The sequence below is a fragment of the Pseudomonas gorinensis genome (assembly GCF_042015035.1).
In the GTDB taxonomy this organism is placed as follows: domain Bacteria; phylum Pseudomonadota; class Gammaproteobacteria; order Pseudomonadales; family Pseudomonadaceae; genus Aquipseudomonas; species Aquipseudomonas gorinensis.
The window spans coordinates 4322129-4339588 of sequence record NZ_CP167125.1; the positions used below are offsets into that span (position 1 = coordinate 4322129).

General features: G+C 61.0%; 12 protein-coding genes. 7 read left to right on the forward strand and 5 right to left on the reverse strand.

The features are described 5' to 3' along the window. Positions 1 to 61: 61 nt before the first annotated feature. Complete coding sequence (acnB, locus tag AB7933_RS19660) at positions 62 to 2671, forward strand: bifunctional aconitate hydratase 2/2-methylisocitrate dehydratase (protein ID WP_024075891.1); 2610 nt, start codon at positions 62 to 64, stop codon at positions 2669 to 2671. Between the two features lie 188 nt (positions 2672 to 2859). On the opposite strand, the gene AB7933_RS19665 is transcribed toward acnB, so the two are convergent. Then, entirely contained in the window at positions 2860 to 4509 is a 1650-nt protein-coding gene (locus tag AB7933_RS19665; RefSeq protein ID WP_024075892.1) for a SulP family inorganic anion transporter, read from the reverse strand. Positions 4510 to 4652: 143 nt separating this feature from the next. After that, complete coding sequence (locus AB7933_RS19670) at positions 4653 to 5930, reverse strand: serine/threonine transporter (protein ID WP_024075893.1); 1278 nt, start codon at positions 5928 to 5930, stop codon at positions 4653 to 4655. Between the two features lie 402 nt (positions 5931 to 6332). Here AB7933_RS19670 and AB7933_RS19675 point away from each other — a divergent pair, with 402 nt between their 5' ends. The 3 genes from AB7933_RS19675 (at position 6333) to AB7933_RS19685 (ending at position 9273) form a co-directional block, all read left to right on the forward strand. After that, positions 6333 to 7286, forward strand: a complete 954-nt coding sequence (locus AB7933_RS19675; RefSeq protein WP_024075894.1) for a 2-hydroxyacid dehydrogenase — start codon at positions 6333 to 6335, stop codon at positions 7284 to 7286. A 129-nt stretch (positions 7287 to 7415) separates the two neighbouring features. Next, a complete protein-coding gene (locus AB7933_RS19680; RefSeq protein WP_024075895.1) occupies positions 7416 to 8483 on the forward strand; it encodes a phosphotransferase family protein in 1068 nt (355 codons plus the stop codon). A gap of 22 nt (positions 8484 to 8505) precedes the next feature. After that, a complete protein-coding gene (locus AB7933_RS19685; RefSeq protein WP_024075896.1) occupies positions 8506 to 9273 on the forward strand; it encodes an SDR family oxidoreductase in 768 nt (255 codons plus the stop codon). A 48-nt stretch (positions 9274 to 9321) separates the two neighbouring features. Here AB7933_RS19685 and AB7933_RS19690 read toward each other — a convergent pair whose 3' ends face one another. After that, positions 9322 to 10605 (reverse strand): hypothetical protein, encoded by a 1284-nt coding sequence (locus AB7933_RS19690; RefSeq protein WP_143036965.1) that lies wholly within the window; start codon positions 10603 to 10605, stop codon positions 9322 to 9324. A gap of 16 nt (positions 10606 to 10621) precedes the next feature. Here AB7933_RS19690 and AB7933_RS19695 point away from each other — a divergent pair, with 16 nt between their 5' ends. Beyond that, the gene (locus AB7933_RS19695) at positions 10622 to 10756 is read left to right on the forward strand and encodes a hypothetical protein (protein WP_256335363.1); all 135 of its coding nucleotides are present in this window, start codon (positions 10622 to 10624) and stop codon (positions 10754 to 10756) included. 474 nt (positions 10757 to 11230) lie between these two features. Here AB7933_RS19695 and AB7933_RS19700 read toward each other — a convergent pair whose 3' ends face one another. Both AB7933_RS19700 and AB7933_RS19705 read right to left on the reverse strand, forming a co-directional pair. After that, positions 11231 to 14587, reverse strand: coding sequence for a hypothetical protein (locus AB7933_RS19700; RefSeq protein WP_041160957.1), 3357 nt, complete (start codon positions 14585 to 14587; stop codon positions 11231 to 11233). Between the two features lie 134 nt (positions 14588 to 14721). Next, the gene (locus AB7933_RS19705; RefSeq protein ID WP_024075899.1) at positions 14722 to 15165 is read right to left on the reverse strand and encodes a carboxymuconolactone decarboxylase family protein; all 444 of its coding nucleotides are present in this window, start codon (positions 15163 to 15165) and stop codon (positions 14722 to 14724) included. 146 nt (positions 15166 to 15311) lie between these two features. On the opposite strand from AB7933_RS19705, the gene AB7933_RS19710 reads away from it, so the two are divergent. After that, positions 15312 to 16745, forward strand: coding sequence for a PLP-dependent aminotransferase family protein (locus tag AB7933_RS19710; protein WP_024075900.1), 1434 nt, complete (start codon positions 15312 to 15314; stop codon positions 16743 to 16745). Positions 16746 to 16829: 84 nt separating this feature from the next. After that, positions 16830 to 17231, forward strand: coding sequence for a cupin domain-containing protein (locus AB7933_RS19715; protein ID WP_024075901.1), 402 nt, complete (start codon positions 16830 to 16832; stop codon positions 17229 to 17231). Positions 17232 to 17460 lie beyond the last annotated feature (229 nt).

Genomic DNA, 17460 nt, shown 5'->3' on the forward strand with positions numbered 1-17460 from the left:
GCATGCGTGCCGTTCATTTCTGGATGAGCGTCCCGTGGGACCACTGATGAGGGTAATAACTGTGCTTGAAGCCTACCGCAAACATATCGAAGAGCGTGCAGCACTGGGTATCGTTCCCCAGCCGCTTAACGCCGAACAAACCGCAGGCCTGGTCGAGCTGCTGAAGAATCCTCCGGCTGGCGAAGAAGAACTCCTCGTTGACCTGATCACCAACCGCATTCCACCAGGCGTTGACGAAGCTGCCTACGTCAAGGCCGGTTTCCTGTCTGCCCTGGCCAAGGGCGAAGCCACTTCTCCCCTGATCGACAAGAAACGCGCTGTTGAACTGCTCGGCACCATGCAAGGCGGCTACAACATCGTGACGTTGGTCGAGCTGCTGGACGACGCCGAGCTGGCACCTGTCGCCGCCGCCCAACTCAAGCACACCCTGCTGATGTTCGATGCGTTCCACGACGTGGCCGAGAAAGCCCGCAACGGCAACGAACACGCCAAAGCCGTGATCCAGTCCTGGGCCGACGGCGAGTGGTTCAAGAACCGCCCGACCCTGGCCGACAAGATCAGCCTGCGCGTATTCAAGGTCACCGGCGAAACCAACACCGACGACCTGTCCCCTGCCCCGGACGCCTGGTCCCGCCCTGATATCCCGCTGCACGCCCTGGCCATGCTGAAAATGGCGCGCGAAGGCATTGTGCCGGACGAGCAAGGCAAGACCGGCCCGATGAAGCAGATCGAAGAAATGCGCGGTCAAGGCTTCCCGATCGCCTACGTCGGTGACGTGGTCGGTACCGGTTCTTCGCGTAAATCCGCGACCAACTCGGTACTGTGGTTCTTCGGCGACGACGTTCCTTACGTGCCGAACAAGCGCGCCGGCGGCTTCTGCTTCGGCAGCAAGATCGCTCCAATCTTCTACAACACCATGGAAGATGCCGGCGCACTGCCGATCGAATTCGACGTCACCAACATGAACATGGGCGACGTGATCGACCTGTACCCGCATGCTGGCAAAGTCTGCAAACACGGCACCGACGAAGTCCTGACCACCTTCGAAATGAAGACCCCGGTCCTGTTGGACGAAGTTCGCGCCGGCGGCCGTATCCCGCTGATCATCGGCCGTGGCCTGACCGACAAGGCTCGCGCCGAGCTGGGTCTGGGCCCTACCGACCTGTTCAAGCTGCCTGAAGCACCGGTCGACACTGGCAAGGGTTTCACCCTGGCCCAGAAAATGGTCGGCAAGGCGTGCGGCCTGCCGGAAGGCAAAGGCGTTCGCCCAGGGACTTACTGCGAACCGAAGATGACCACCGTGGGTTCCCAGGACACCACCGGTCCGATGACCCGTGACGAACTGAAAGACCTGGCGTGCCTGGGCTTCTCGACCGACCTGGTGATGCAGTCCTTCTGCCACACCGCGGCTTATCCAAAGCCGATCGACGTGACCACCCACCACACCCTGCCTGACTTCATCATGACCCGTGGCGGTGTATCGCTGCGTCCAGGCGACGGCATCATCCACAGCTGGCTGAACCGCATGCTGCTGCCGGATACCGTCGGCACCGGTGGTGACTCCCACACCCGTTTCCCGATGGGCATCTCGTTCCCGGCCGGTTCCGGTCTGGTCGCGTTCGCCGCAGCCACTGGCGTTATGCCACTGGACATGCCGGAATCGATCCTGGTGCGCTTCAAAGGCAAAATGAAACCTGGCATCACCCTGCGTGACCTGGTTCATGCCATTCCTTACTACGCGATCCAGGCTGGCCTGCTGACCGTAGAGAAGAAAGGCAAGAAAAACGCCTTCTCCGGCCGCATCCTGGAAATCGAAGGCCTGAACGACCTGACGCTGGAGCAGGCTTTCGAGCTGTCCGACGCCTCGGCCGAACGTTCGGCTGCCGGTTGCACCATCAAGCTGTCGAAAGAATCCGTCACCGAGTACCTGAACTCCAACATCACCCTGCTGCGCTGGATGATCGGTGAAGGCTACGGCGACGCACGCACCCTGGAACGTCGCGCCCAAGCGATGGAAGCCTGGGTTGCCAACCCGGAACTGATGGAAGCCGATGCCGACGCGGAATACGCCGAAGTCATCGAGATCGACCTGGCCGAAATCAACGAGCCGATCCTCTGCGCACCGAACGACCCGGACGACGCCCGTCTGTTGTCCAACGTTGCCGGCGAGAAGATCGACGAAGTGTTCATTGGTTCGTGCATGACCAACATCGGTCACTTCCGTGCTGCCGGTAAGCTGCTGGAGCAGGTCAAGGGTCAGCTGCCAACTCGTCTGTGGCTGTCGCCGCCGACCAAGATGGACGCTCACCAGCTGACCGAAGAAGGCTACTACGGCATCTACGGCAAGGCTGGCGCGCGCATGGAAATGCCGGGCTGCTCGCTGTGCATGGGTAACCAGGCACGTGTAGAGCCGAACTCGACCGTCGTATCGACCTCCACCCGTAACTTCCCGAACCGTCTGGGTGATGGCGCGAACGTCTACCTGGCGTCGGCTGAGCTGGCGGCAGTGGCCTCCACCCTCGGTCGCCTGCCGACCGTCGAAGAGTACATGGGCTACGCAGCGAAACTGGACACCATGGCCAGTGACGTCTACCGCTACCTGAACTTCGACCAGATCGCCGAGTTCCGCAAAATCGCAGCAAGCGCCAACATCCCGGTGATTCAAGCCTAAGGTGTGTTGATGTAAAGGACGCCGCGTATCGCAAGGTACGCGGCGTTTTTTTGTGCCTGGAATACTGTGCGTAGTGTGGGAGGGGGCTTGCTCCCGATAGCGGTGAATCAGTCACTGGAGCTATTGACTGAACATACCGCTATCGGGGGCAAGCCCCCTCCCACAAGCCCTCCCACACCATGCCTGCGTCACGCGTTGCTCGCCTCAAGCGCCAACTGCACCGCGTCGTCGACACTCAAGCCGCTGAGCAGTACATGCGGCGCCAACGCTTCAGGCAGTACCTGCAACACCTCGCGGGCATCATGCCGCACACGGGCCAGCACCAGGCGCTTGCCCTCCCCCCGCACCTGGGCAAAAAACACCGCCAGCGCTTCGATACTGGTGCCATCGAGGTCGGGCGACTCTTCCAGGCTCAGTACCACCGCCTGAACGGGTGCCTGGCGCATCAGGCGCAAGGCCGCCCCCAGGATGCGCTCGGCGTTCGCGAAAAACAGCGCTTCACTGGGCCGCACGATCAGCACGCCTGGCACTTCCACAGCATCGGCATGGTGCTGGCGATCGACAAAATCATGACTGTCACCCAGGCGCCCGAGCACCTGGATGTCCGCTGAGGACATCTGGCGCAACATCAACATCACGCTGATCGCCACGGCGAGCAACAAGCCATCCAGCACACCCAGCACCAGCACTGCCGCCACCGCGCAGACCACCAGCAAGCGATCGCGTCGCCACAGGAAATAGCGCCCCAGGGGCTGCAGGCTCAAACCACGCCCCAAGGCATAGATGACTACCGCCGCGAGCACCGGCTCCGGCGTCAGCGCCACATACGGCAGCACCGTCAGCACGATCACCAATATCACCAGCGCCGCAACGATCCCCGCGAACCGTGAATAGGCGCCGGCCGCCTCATTGGCCGATGTCGCCGAATACCCGGCCCCCGCCGGCATGCCGTGGAACAACCCCGACACCAGGTTGGCCGCCCCCAGCGCCAGCAAATCACGGTTGGATGACACTCGGTCGCCATGCTTGAGGGCGAATGAACTGATGGAGCCGTAGGACTCTGCGTACAAAATCATCACCAAGGCAAATGCCAGTTCACCCAGGCGCAACCAGTCGGCAAACGGCAGTACCGGCAAATGCCCGAGTTCCAGGCGCAGGTCGATCATGCCGATCAGCGCCACGCCCTGGGCCTGCAGGCCCAGTAACTGCCCGGCCACGATGCCCAGCACCACGACCACCAGGCCACCGGGCACCCGTGGCAAGCGTGCGCACAGCCGCAACACCAGCAACGCCGCCGCCGCCACCAGCGCGGCGGGCCAGTTCCAGCGTGGCAACTGTTCGAGCAGTTGCGGCAGGAAGCGGATCAGGTTGTTATCAGTGAGATGGACGCCCACCACATTGGCCACTTGCTTGAGGATGATGGTCAACGCCAGGCCGAAGGCAAAGCCGCGCAACACCGGCTTGGCGATGAACGAGGTGACGCCGCCGAGCTTGAACAGCCCGGCCAGGAGAAAAAATACCCCAATGATCAGCACCAGCCCAAAGGCCAGGGAAAGCCTCAGCGCCGGGTCGTCACCGGCCAGGCTGGCCGTGGCCGCCGCCAGCACCGCCGCCGACGATGAGGTGGCCGAGACAATCGCAAAGCGGCTGCTGCCAAACAGGCCGTAGCACACCAGCCCGGCAAACAAGGCAATCACCCCGGCCTGGGGTGGCAGTGCGGCAATGCTGGAATAGGCTACCGCTTCCGGCAGCAGCAAACCGGCAATGGATAAGCCGGCGAGAATGTCCTGGGTGCGATTCGGCGGTATGACAACGGGCGTCTCGGTTGCAGTTTTCAAGCGGCCCCACTCCTCCTGGCAAAAACGTGCTCCAGCTTAGCGCTCATTGGCGTGTCGTGGTTGAGCCCCGTCAGGTTTTGCACGCGCAAAAAAAAGCCGATTCGCGGTATGCGCGAATCGGCCTTGTGGGGTACAGCCGGGTGTCAGGACAGCAGCGAGTAAATCAGCGCGGTAATCGCCACCAGGCCGACGGCCGTGACGAATACGTTGGACGCCTGCCCACGGTACTTGGCCATGGCCGGCACCTTGCGGATCGCATACATCGGCATCAGGAACAGGATCGACGCAATGATCGGCCCGCCCAGGGTCTCGATCATGCCGAGGATGCTGGGGTTGAGCGTGGCCACCATCCAGCACACCACCAGCATGAAGGCGGCGGTCATGCGGTCCAGGGTCTTGGCTGCAGGGCGGCGGCCGCTCTTGACCACCAGGCCTTTCAAGCCTTCGCTGGCACCGATGTAGTGGCCCAGGAACGACTTGGCAATCGCCACGAACGCAATCAACGGCGCCGCGAAGGCGATGGTCGGGTTGTCGAAGTGGTTGGCCAGGTACGACAGGATCGACAGGTTTTGCGCCTTCGCTTCAGCCAGCTGTGCCGGCGACAGGGTCAGCACGCAGCTGAACACGAAAAACAGCACCATCACCACCATCAACAGGTGCGCACGGGACAGGATCTGCGAGCTGCGCTCATCGGCATGGGCGCCGTACTGGCGCTTCTGGTCCACCGCAAAGGCCGAGATGATCGGCGAGTGGTTGAACGAGAACACCATCACCGGAATCGCCAGCCACAGGGTATTGAGCAAAGCCGACGGTGCCGGGACCACGCTTGCCGTGCTGAGAATGCCGCCGGTCCAATGGGGGATCAGGTACACCGCCAGGAACAGCAAGGCGACGATAAACGGATACACCATCAGGCTCATGGCCTTGACGATCACCTGCTCACCGCAGCGAACCACTGCCAGCAGGCCGAGGATCAGCACGAATGCCAGGATCGCCCGGGGCGGCGGCATGATGTGCAACTGGTGCTCCATGAAACTGCTGACGGTGTTGGTCAACGCCACGCTGTAGATCAGCAGGATCGGGAAAATTGCGAAGAAGTACAGCAAGGTGATCAGGGCACCGGCCTTGACGCCGAAGTGCTCTTCGACCACATCGGTAATGTCGGAGCCTTCGCGGCCGGACAAGACGAAACGGGTCAGGCCACGGTGGGCAAAGAACGTCATCGGGAAGGCCAGCAGCGCCAGGATCACCAGCGGCCAGAAGCCCCCCAGGCCCGCGTTGATCGGCAAGAACAAGGTGCCGGCGCCAATGGCGGTGCCGAACAGACCGAGCATCCAAGTGGTGTCCTGGTGGCTCCAGTTTGTGAGGGTTGCAGGTGTCGTTGCATAGCGTTCGTCGACGCTATTGGCCTGATCATTCATCCGGTCGGATCTCCGCATTTCCACAGCCGGGACGAGTCAGAAAAACCTGACAGGCAGCGCCCCAGCCATAACAGGGGCGCGATTGTCCGGGATTCTCCTGAAGAAGCAAAGACTTAGCTGAGGAACGGTTATGCGACGCAGACGCGCAGGGGCGGCTACAGGCGGCGGTTTTAAAGGGCTCTGGCGTGACGCAGGATAATCCAGCCGTGCACAATTCTATTGGGGATGCGTGCTCGCACCCTGCACGTTGGCGGGCGTTCGTAAAACGGGTGAGAGCGACCGAGAGAGTGTCCTGACAATACGAACCGTCGCGCCTACAGTAATTTTTCCATCCAGACAAAACGCGCCGTCCTGCAAATCCCGCATACTCATGCTCTCAAACCCTTCAGGAAGAGCCTTCCGATGACCACCACTGTTCTGGTTCTGGTTGAAACCATCAACGAATACCTGCAAATCATCGAGAGCAACGACTTTCATGTGATCCTGGCACCGACGCCCGCCGAACGCGCCCAGGCCATCAAGACCCACGGCGGGCAGATCAAGGCCGTGCTGACCCGTGGCCCGCTGGGGCTGTATGCCGAGGAAATCGCCGCGCTGCCGTTGCTGGAGATCATTTGCGTGATCGGCGCCGGCTACGAACACGTGGACCTGCAGGCGGCGAGCAACCGCGGGATTGTGGTCACCAACGGTGCCGGGGTGAACGCACCGTCGGTGGCCGACCACGCCATGGCCTTGCTGCTGTCGCTGGTGCGCGGCATTCCGCAGACGGACGCAGCGGTGCGGCGCAGTGAATGGCCCAAGGTGATGCGCCCTTCCCTGGGCGGCAAGCAACTGGGCATTCTCGGGCTCGGCGCCGTGGGCCTGGAGATCGCCAAGCGTGCCGCCCTGGGGTTCGACATGCAGGTGAGTTACCACAATCGCCAGCCGCGCGATGACGTGGACTACACCTACTGCGCCAGCGCGGTGGAACTGGCGCGCACCTCGGACTTCCTGATCCTGGCCACACCCGGTGGCGCCGGAACTCGCCATCTGATCGATCGCATCGCCCTGGATGCGCTGGGCCCCAACGGCTACCTGGTCAATGTCGGGCGTGGCAGTGTGGTGGTGACCGCCGATCTGATTACCGCCCTTGAACAGCGCCGTATCGGCGGCGCGGCACTGGACGTCTTCGACGATGAACCCAAGGTCCCGGATGCCCTCAAGCGCCTGGGCAATACCGTGCTGACCTCCCACGTGGCCGGCCTGTCGCCGGAAGCGGCCCACGACACCGTGCAGCGGGTGGCTGACAACCTGGTGGAATTCTTCGCCGGCCGACCGGTACTGACGCCAGTGACCTTGCCGCCGCCCAATAAATGACCGATCAGGCACGCTGATCATCATCCAACACGCTAACCTATTAAGCCGCCCCGACCTTGTCGTTGGGCGGCTGTGCGCATTAGATTAGGAAATAGTCCAAGGCCTTTAGAATAAGCAGAAGGGATAAGCATGGCGCTGAACGACCAATCGACCCAGATTCGCCCAGGCGAAGAACTTGATGCCAGCCTGATCGATCCCTACCTCAAGGCCCACATCCCTGGCCTGAGCGGCACGCCCACCATCAGTCAGTTCCCCGGCGGTGCGTCCAACCTGACCTATCTGCTGGAATACCCTGGCCAGGAATTCGTCCTGCGTCGCCCGCCCTTCGGCCACAAGGCCAAGTCCGCCCACGACATGGGCCGTGAATACCGCATTCTGAACCAGCTCAAGGATGGCTTCCCGTATTGCCCCAAGGCCTATGTGCATTGCACCGACGAGTCGGTGATCGGCGCCGAGTTCTACGTGATGGAGCGTGTCAACGGCATCATCCTGCGCTCCGACCTGCCGGCCGAGCTGGGCCTGGACGCGACCAAGACCGAAGCCTTGTGCAAAAGCTTTATCGACAAGTTCGTCGAGCTGCACCAGGTGGACTACGCCGCCTGTGGCCTGGCCGACCTGGGCAAGCCCGAAGGCTATGTGGCGCGGCAGATTCGTGGCTGGAGCGACCGCTATGAAAAAGCCCTGACCCCCGACGCTCCGCGCTGGGAGGCCGTGCGCACCTGGCTTAACGACAAGATGCCGGCCGACCACCCGACCTCCAGCATCGTGCACAACGACTACCGCTTCGATAACGTGATCCTCGACCCGCACAACCCGATGCAGATCATCGGCGTGCTGGATTGGGAACTGACCACCCTGGGCGACCCGTTGATGGACCTGGGCAACACCCTCGCCTACTGGATCGAAGCCGCCGACCCGGCGCCCGTGCAACGGATGCGCCGCCAGCCGAGTAACGCCCCCGGCATGCTCACCCGTCGCCAGTTTGTCGACTACTACGCCGAGCGCTCGGGCCTTGAGATCGACAACTTCGACTTCTACTACACCTACGGCCTGTTCCGCCTCGCCGGCATCGTGCAGCAGATCTACTACCGTTTTTTCCATGGCCAGACCCAGGACAAACGCTTTGCGCAATTCATCCAAATGAACACGCTGCTGGAGCAGATGAGCCTGAATGTCATCGGCAAATCCGCGCTCTGATCGCCTATAACAAGGAGTCCCCATGTCCAAGACCCACCTGTTCGACCTCGATGGCAAGATTGCTTTTGTGTCCGGCGCCAGCCGTGGCATCGGTGAAGCCATCGCCAAGTTGTTGGCCCAGCAAGGCGCCCATGTGATTGTGTCCAGCCGCAAGCTCGAAGGCTGCCAGCACGTGGCGGACGCGATCATCGCCGACGGCGGCAAGGCCACCGCAGTCGCCTGCCACATTGGCGAAATGGAGCAGATCACCCAGGTGTTCGCCGGCATCCGCGAGCAGTTCGGGCGCCTGGACATCCTGGTCAACAACGCCGCGACCAACCCGCAGTTCTGCAACGTACTGGACACCGACCTCGGGGCCTTCCAGAAGACCGTTGACGTGAACATTCGCGGCTACTTCTTCATGTCGGTGGAAGCCGGCAAGCTGATGCGCGAGAACGGCGGCGGCAGCATCATCAACGTGGCGTCGATCAACGGCATTTCGCCGGGCGTGTTCCAGGGCATCTACTCGGTAACCAAGGCCGCCGTGATCAACATGACCAAGGTGTTCGCCAAGGAATGCGCCGAATTCGGCATTCGCTGCAACGCCCTGCTGCCGGGCCTGACCGATACCAAGTTCGCCTCGGCGCTGGTGAAGAACGACGCGATCCTGAAAATGGCCCTCGCGCAGATCCCGCTCAAGCGCGTGGCCGACCCAAGCGAGATGGCCGGCGCCGTGCTGTACCTGGCCAGCGATGCGTCGAGCTACACCACCGGTGTGTCGCTGAATGTGGATGGCGGCTTCCTGTCCTGAACACATGCCTGGGAGCAAGGGCGCTTGCTCCCAGGCGTGCCGGCAGGACTAGAAGTCCACGGGACTCATATCAATCTTGAACATGACAAGTTTGCCGTCCTTGGACGTCGCACCTAATAACTTGAATAACTGGCCACGCCTCAACGCGTCGGAAACGCGCATGGCCGCCAGCGTATCGGGTTGGGATAACGCCAGTACTTGCCGCACCCAACTGTCGGTCATTTGACGTGAGCTCGTCGTCCCTCCCAGGCTGACACTGGCAAGCTCGCCGGTGGAGGTAAAACTGACATGCTTGGCTTCCAGAATGTAGATATCGCCTGCCGGGCCTTCAAACACCCGGTCAAAGCCATTCTGCCCACCTCCGTAGGTTCCGCCTGGAAGCACCGTATAGCCATCTTCCGTCAACCGGGCCTCATACATCGCTTCATTCACTTCGCCCTTGCGCTTATTGTCCCGGGCAGCGTCTTTTTCCAGCCATGTCTTCAGTAACCTCTCTTCGACCAACGACCGTCGTCTATCGGGATAGTGCAGTTGCATCGCTCGGCTGATACGCGCCACATTGAAGTTACCGTCTTTTGAGCACGTGACCGTGCCCAAACCTTGAAACGCATCGAATATCGGCATCCCCGGAGGCAATGGGCGGCGGTTTTCCAAGGCGCTGCAGATGGAAGCCAGACAGTCATACGGGTAACCATTGCGCCAGATATAGGCATCGATCAGCGCCCCTTTTTGCGCCGTTGGCGCACTGCGGATAGCCGGCTCGCAAAACCCGACTATTTGACGCAAGTAGCCCTGCATATAGCGATAAACCCACTGGTCGATACTGCTATTCCTCAGATCGACCGCCCCCACATGCCCGGCATAACCTTTGATATTCCGGACCGATTGAAAAAGATCCGAGAGTTGATCAACAGCCAGCATCGGCACCCAGCTATCGGGCGCGCCACCCATTTCAATTAAAATCTCTGCCCTGCCATGACCGCCTGCATCTACCACCTTCCAACGCAGCCTTGCGCTATCGAAGTTCACTGTGCAAAAGCCGGTGCCCACCGGCAAATAATGTCGGTTGTCGTTTAACCTGAACAAGCCATCCAGTTCGATACGCCCGGCGTTTACCAGATTGCCTCCCGCCCCCACAGAAAACAGATGGGGTCGCGCATTCGGCACGGCACCTGATGGGTTGCCAAAATTGGCATCCATAAAATATTGCTCAGCCCCGATCATGAAGGCTCTCTTGCCGGGGAACGTCAGGGTGTCGGCGGGGGCCGGACTCACCGGCAACGTGTAGAGCCCCAGATTCCATACCGGATCAATACGCAGGGTCGCCGACAAGCTCACAGGGCTCGGTGTGGCGGTAAGCGAGGAAGACGAAGCACTGTGGCTCAATGACGACGCCGATGAGCTACGACTGAGGCTCGGGGAAGAAGAGGACGAACTGGCCGCAGAACGACTGCGCCAGGTGTTCGTCTGCGGCACCCGGTGAAGTGCAGGACCTCGTGGCAAGCGTGAATCCGGCGCTCTTTCACGCCATTCCCCGGTCTGCGGATCACGCACCGCCAGAACGGTCGTCCCGTCGTCCAGGTTCAGGTAACTGCGCGATTCATATTCACGCGATCCAGTCGCTGGATCAGGTGCGGGTATGGGGTCACCGTCGGGGGCAAAAATAGCGTCTCGGGTTACGGCGGGGGTCGTCGGCAGATCGGTAATGCGCTGATAAGTCGCGCTCGGAACAGCTGCGGTTGGCCTGTTGCGCACGGGTATCGCTTCAGGCGGCAGGGGCCCGCCAGCGAAGTCAACGACAGGAAACGCAGTACGCGCACTGGGTGCCGCGCCGCTGGGTCGATCGACCGGGCGCCCTGCTACCGGTTGCACGGAAGGGGAAGTAAATTGCTTCATAGAATGTCCTTAGACTATGTTGTTCAGCCGCCCGTAAGAACCACCTCGGCAGCTTATGGATTCAAGTTGAAACAGCCAGCTCATCACTGGATACCTGCCGATGCCTGTCAGCGTCCAATCTCCAGCAATCAGCCATGACGTCATAATAAACAGTGCCCGTTGTCCCATCGGCCATGCCGATGCCCGTCACGTTAACGCGTGGCGTAAACACTGCGGCTCTTTGTCGGCAGTGACGCAAGGCCTTCAACAGTTGCGCAATCGAACTATTGCCCGAAGCGGCGACCCTGGCGAGATACACCTTGCCAAGGTCCAGCCTGACGTCGAAACGTCCGCCGTCCTTTGAATGAATCCGGATGTTTTCCAAGGGAACGTCGGGGTCGTCATACTTGGGGACCCTAATCGACACGCTGCCCACCTTGATGTGGCCAGGGCTGACAACAATGCTGTCGAGCTGAATATCTTCCGCCAGCGCTGTACAAAAGAAGTCCCAGGTCGATGCATCGGACTCTTTACTCAGCGCCTGCGGTGTCGATAGTTCAACGGTCGCCCAGGACGTCAGATAGATTTCGTACACCCCGCCCCGTCCGCATAACACACAGGTTGCCAGCTGAGGCGCCGCGCCCAGGTGCACCCGTTGTGAGTGAGCGGTCAGATTTATGCTTTTAGGCGTGCGCGGCCTCAAGAACGGGTAATGCCCGTACCTCAGGTTCAACGAAGCCATTGCGTCCTTGATTTTATAACCTGGAGTGGCGAAATCACCGACGTAAGACTGCACCGGCGGTAATAGCCGGTACGAAACACCATCACGCATCACCACGACGAACTCAGCCTTCAACTTCAAGGCTGACGCTTGCAATGAACCGCCCACGCTCGTCCACGTCGCTGAGGATTGCGCCGCGTATTCGTCCAGATAAAGCGTGCGGCCATCAGCCCACTCAAACTTTATCTTCGCGCCCGTGTAATCCAGGTAGTCGAAGTTGCTCACGCGTCGCGTGGTCACATGATAGGTGGTATACACCCCTGCCAATTCCTGGCTGTCATAGTCCACATACACACAGCATCGGCCCTGCTCCTGACTTGCATGGGCATCAATGGCCGTCATCCCGTGGCCGCGACTGACAAAGTAACTGGGCGTGCCTGCCGCCAAGGCAACCGACTGACCGGGGCCCAGAATAATCGGGGAGATCCTGGGTCCGGGAGGCGCCAGCACTTCCATGCTCACTTGCGGCTCCCCGGTCGGTTCCAACGCTTCAGGCAACAAGGGCGTTATTCGATAGCCGTCCTGCGTGAGAAAGCTGAAAAGTTCGTTGACCAGATGGCGTTTACCCTCACGCAACGTGTAGACATTTTCGATCCCGACACAAGGGCCTGGCAGTTCACCGTCCAGCCCCAGGGTAGACTCCACCTTCAGAGCGTTGCCCGAGATCCACCAGCGTTGAATCCGGCTGAAGGGCCAGTTGAGCATGATGAGGCTCCGCTGCTGGCCGTCCTCCTCGATGACGACATCCTTGGCGCTCTCAAGAATCTCGAAGTAGTCGGCGCCTGGACCGCCATTCACCCTGGCACTGCCCCGCTGTATCAACAACTGGTCGTCTCCGGCCATTGCGTGGGCCTTGTCGTGCTCCCCCTTCAAGACAATACGGTTGGCCTCGTTACTGCCGGTAATCACGCTGGAAGCGCCGGCAAGGGACGCAACATTCTCAATGCTCCACAACCCCATGCACTTGAGACCGTCGCGGCCATTGTCGGTCATCAATGTCACGCTGCCCGCCCCCAGGTTGACGTTGAAGCCTGCTGCACGCGGCCATGTCGCCTCGCCGAGAAAGCTCAGGGTGTCAGCCCCGGTACCGCCCACCAACACCGAGATCGGCACCCGCCCTTCTGCGCCAGAAAAAGTATCCGGCGGTACCTCGAACATGAATTCGTCGTCCTGGCTGCCGCCCACCAGGTACTTGCGGCCACCGCTGTAGCGAAAGTGGTTCGGGCGGGTGGGCACCCCCAACACCGTGTCATCCCCGCCACCCAGCAGCCAGAGCACACCTTTTTCGGGCCCCTTCGTCCCCCAGGTGGCCTCGGGCAATAAATCGACGGCCCCTTCCTTGGTCGCATCGAAGTGGTCATCCACCTCGTGGATGACCGGTTCACGGACCAACGTGTGGGGGGCCTCACCCGCCTGCTCATCCCATTGATGTTTCCAGTGCCGTATCGTCTGCAGGTGGACCTCGAACGTGCCATTGACGATGGCCTGCACACTGTTCTTCATCTCACCGCCAAGCAATGCCCTGGCTTGGGCCTTGAGGCTTTCTGCGTATACAGTGCGCGCGCGGCTGGTCGTGTAGCGATCGAGTACGCCTTCATCCAAGTCGATACCGGTAAACGCGAACCAGCCGCTGCGCAGGCGCTCATGGGTGCTCAACTCGATGTAATCATCGATATCATCCACCACCCGGCACGCGGCATAAATCCGGGTACCGACAATCAGCACCGCTGCGGCGATAAGGCCTACGGGCCCGGTCGCGCTGAAGCCGGCCAACGCCGAGACGCCCAGTGCAAGACTGAGGGTTGCGCTGACGAGACTGAAACCGGCCTCGACGTAGAGATCCTGCGCCTGTTTGCCTTCTGCTTTCAGCGCGTTTGAAAGCGCAATGCCCGCCTGGGCAAGGTCAAACGGCACGGTCAATACCGAGGCGATCAATCCAGCACCACGGCGTAACAGCAATCCCGCGCGTGATGCACAGAACCCGCGATAAACCGTATGGCCGGCGCTCATCATTTTCTGGCCGATACGCTCCAGCGCCAACTCCACGCCGAGGGACGTCATTTCTGCGGAAAAGGCGCTGCCCTCGAACAACAGCTCGCCCGCATCCCCCGTTCTGAGCGCTTCGCCTATTCCTCGAATGGCACTGTAAAAACCGTAGAGCTGCAGCCCGGCTCCCAAGGTTTGGGCACTCCCGCTTCTAAGCTTATCGGCCCAGCCGGGCAGGCTTTCCATGGCACCCACGTCGTTGAGGTTGACGTCCTGTACCCGCCGCAGCAGTCGATCGAGCTTGACAATCGCCCCGTCCGAAACATCAGGCGTGCTCAACATAGCGGGCGCCCAATCCGAACGTAATGACGCCAGTTCAAACAGTGCGGCGGTGGCCTGGTCACAGGTTGCACTGCTGGCGGACGCCAGATAGTCCTTAAGGTGCACAGCAGAAAACGTGATCTGATCGATCAATGCCTGATCAGCTTCCTTGACACGATACCGCGCCACGTCAAGGTCCGCGCCCTCCACGCGCGCGCCCATATTATCCAGGGCCACGCGGCCAACCGAGATCTCACCGATACGCATCGATCCCCATGCTGCATCCAGATCCATCAAGGTCTTTTGACGCAGCTGTAAGGCAGACGCGCCTTCGTCCTGCAATTCTTCCATTACGGTACTCCAGTCACTGACGAAGAACGCTTCGTCGTTATCAACGCGAACACCCTGTGCGCGCACTGCGTCGATACTGAAGTGTTGAGGCATGAACCTGAGGTGTATACGTAGAGCGCTGGTGAATATCCCGATCAAGCGTTCGGCGGTTGCTGGCGAAAACTCACCGCCAGGCGGTTCCAGCCACTGATGCTGGATACCGCCATGGTCAGGTCCACCAGTTCCTGCTCGCTGAACTCCACGCGCACGGCGCTGAAGAGTTCGTCTGAAACACTGGAAGTCGGCAGCATCGCCACCGATTCGCACCAGGCCAATGCCGCCTTCTCCCGCGGCGTAAAGAACGGCGAGTCACGCCATACGCACAGCGCGAACAAACGTCGCTCCGTCTCGCCGCGCTGACGCGCCGCCATCGAATGCATATCGGTGCAAAAGCCGCAGTGGTTGAGCTGCGAAACGCGGATCTTGATGAGTTCCAGCAGCGGCCGCTCGATGGACAGGCCAAAGGTGTTCGCCTCCAGCAGCAACATGCCCTTGAGCGCTTGTGGTGACGCGGTGTAGTAGTCCAGACGGGATTCCATGGGGCAGTTCTCGGGCAATGACACCTCAGCCTAGAACCCTCACGGTATAAGCCCTATAGCCAATTCGACGGTTTACCCAGGGACCATTTTGAGCGCGCCTCGCGAGCGAGTAACCTTGGCACAGAACGAAGACCCCGGGATGAAACATGGAACTGCACGTCATCATCAATGGCCGCAAGGATCTGGCCGAACAGCTGTACCAGCAGTTGCACGAAGCCATTGTCTCCGGGCGCCTGGCCGCCGGCGCGCAACTGCCGCCCAGCCGCTTGCTCGCCGAACAACTGGGGGTATCACGCAAGACCGTATCCGACACCTACGCCACCCTGACCTACGAAGGCCTGCTGGTCGGCAAGACTGGCCGCGGCACCTTCGTCAACGCCCGTACGCCGCAGACCGAGCGCCTGCAAACCGCTACCGACCTGGCCTGCGCCGCCAACCTGAAAAAGTGGCAGTCACTGCCTTCGCCCATGCGCCACCCCACTCGCGACAGCACGTTGCGCTGTGAATTTATCGGCGGCGCCACCAGCCGCAACCAATTCCCCCAGGATGAATGGCGGCGTTGCACCCAGGACGCGTTGCGGCGCATCGCCCAGGACAGCGGGTTCTACAGCCAGCCCGAAGGGTTGCCGGCCCTGCGCAGCGCCATTGCCGGGCATATCGCGTTTTCCCGTGGGGTCAAATGCCGCGACAGCGACATCGTGGTCACCAACGGTGCGCAACAGGCGTTGGACCTGATCGCCCGCGTGGTGCTGGAACCGGGCAGCATCGTCGCCATGGAAGACCCCGGCTACAGCCCCGCGCGCCAATTGTTCATGGCGATGGGGGCCTTGGTTATTGGCGTTCCCGTCGATGAACACGGCATCCAGGTCGACCGGATCCCCGATGGCACACGACTGATCTATGTCACGCCGTCACACCAATTCCCACTCGGCATGCCCATGAGCCTGGCACGTCGCGAAGCCTTGCTGGCCCGCGCATTCGAGCTGGGGGCGATCATTATCGAGGATGACTACGACAGCGAGTTCCGCTACGAAGGCCGCCCCACCGATTCCCTGCAAAGCCTGGACACCCGTGGCGTGGTCACCTACGTCGGCACCTTCTCCAAAACCCTGCTGCCCGAGCTGCGCCTGGGTTATGCGGTGCTGCCCCCGGCGATCTACGGTGCGGTGCTCAAGGCCAAGCAATTGACCGACCAGCACAGCTCCACATTGCCGCAATGGGCGCTGGCCAAGTTCATCAGCGAAGGCTATTTGCTCAAGCATATTCGCCGCTGCCACACCGTATATGCCGGGCGCCGCGAGCGCATTTTGCAACGCCTGGCGGGCGACCTTGCGCCGTGGTTCGAAGCGGTGCCCACCGTCGCCGGGTTCCATATGGCGGCGTTGTGCAAAGTACCGGTGAATATCCCGTTGCTGATGGAATTGGCGCGCCAGGTGGAAGTCGGCCTGTACCCGCTGGACGTGTTCTTCCACGACACGCCGGTGCGTCCGGGCCTGATCATCGGGTTTGGGGCCATCGAGACCCTCGACATCGACCCGGCGCTGGACAAGGTGCGCGATATCCTCCAGCAGATTGGCTAAGGGGTTTTCCACCGGATTGGTCATTGGTCGCGCGAAAAACCCGGCGTACGGTGGGCAGGTCTCGAACTTTTCGGAAACGTCGCCATGAAACGCCTGCTCGCCACCACCCTGATGCTCGCCTCGCTCAGCGCCTTTGCCCACGAGCCCGTGTACAACCAGGAATCGATCAAGGTCCTGCAAGAACACGCGCTGACCAATGTGCCCGGCAAGAAAACCCTCATGCTCACCGTGGACTACGCCCCCGGCCAAGCCACCGTGCCCCATAGCCACACGGGCACAGCCGTGGCCTACGTGCTCGAAGGCGCGATCACTTCGCGGGTCAATGATGAGAAAGCGAAAACCTACAAGGTCGGCGAATCGTTCTACGAGCCGGCCGGCTCGCGACACTTTGAATCCAGCAATGCCAGCCAGACCCAGCCGGCCAAGTTGCTGGTGGTGATAGTGCTGGACGACAAGGCCGAAGTGCTGACCCCTCTTCCAAAATAATCAGCCGCACCCCCAATCAGAAGTTTGGGTGGGGTGCTGAATGTGGGAGGGGGCTTGCCCCCGATAGCAGTGGGTCAGCCATAGATGCATCCACTGACACTCCCTCATCGGGGCAAGCCCCCTCCCACATTTTTTACCGAGTACACCAGGCACAACTCTGGTCGGTTCCAAGGCAGCCAAAGCCAGAGCAAAAGCAGACTCAGATCGACCTGATGTATGCAGATCCAAA

Excerpts from the sequence above, each read along its gene's own strand:
- AB7933_RS19670 (WP_024075893.1), bottom strand. The coding sequence starts at position 5,930 with ATGAATGATCAGGCCAATAGCGTCGACGAACGCTATGCAACGACACCT.
- AB7933_RS19675 (WP_024075894.1), top strand. The coding sequence starts at position 6,333 with ATGACCACCACTGTTCTGGTTCTGGTTGAAACCATCAACGAATACCTG.
- AB7933_RS19680 (WP_024075895.1), top strand. The coding sequence starts at position 7,416 with ATGGCGCTGAACGACCAATCGACCCAGATTCGCCCAGGCGAAGAACTT.
- AB7933_RS19685 (WP_024075896.1), top strand. The coding sequence starts at position 8,506 with ATGTCCAAGACCCACCTGTTCGACCTCGATGGCAAGATTGCTTTTGTG.
- AB7933_RS19700 (WP_041160957.1), bottom strand. The coding sequence starts at position 14,587 with ATGGAAGAATTGCAGGACGAAGGCGCGTCTGCCTTACAGCTGCGTCAA.
- AB7933_RS19705 (WP_024075899.1), bottom strand. The coding sequence starts at position 15,165 with ATGGAATCCCGTCTGGACTACTACACCGCGTCACCACAAGCGCTCAAG.
- AB7933_RS19710 (WP_024075900.1), top strand. The coding sequence starts at position 15,312 with ATGGAACTGCACGTCATCATCAATGGCCGCAAGGATCTGGCCGAACAG.
- AB7933_RS19715 (WP_024075901.1), top strand. The coding sequence starts at position 16,830 with ATGAAACGCCTGCTCGCCACCACCCTGATGCTCGCCTCGCTCAGCGCC.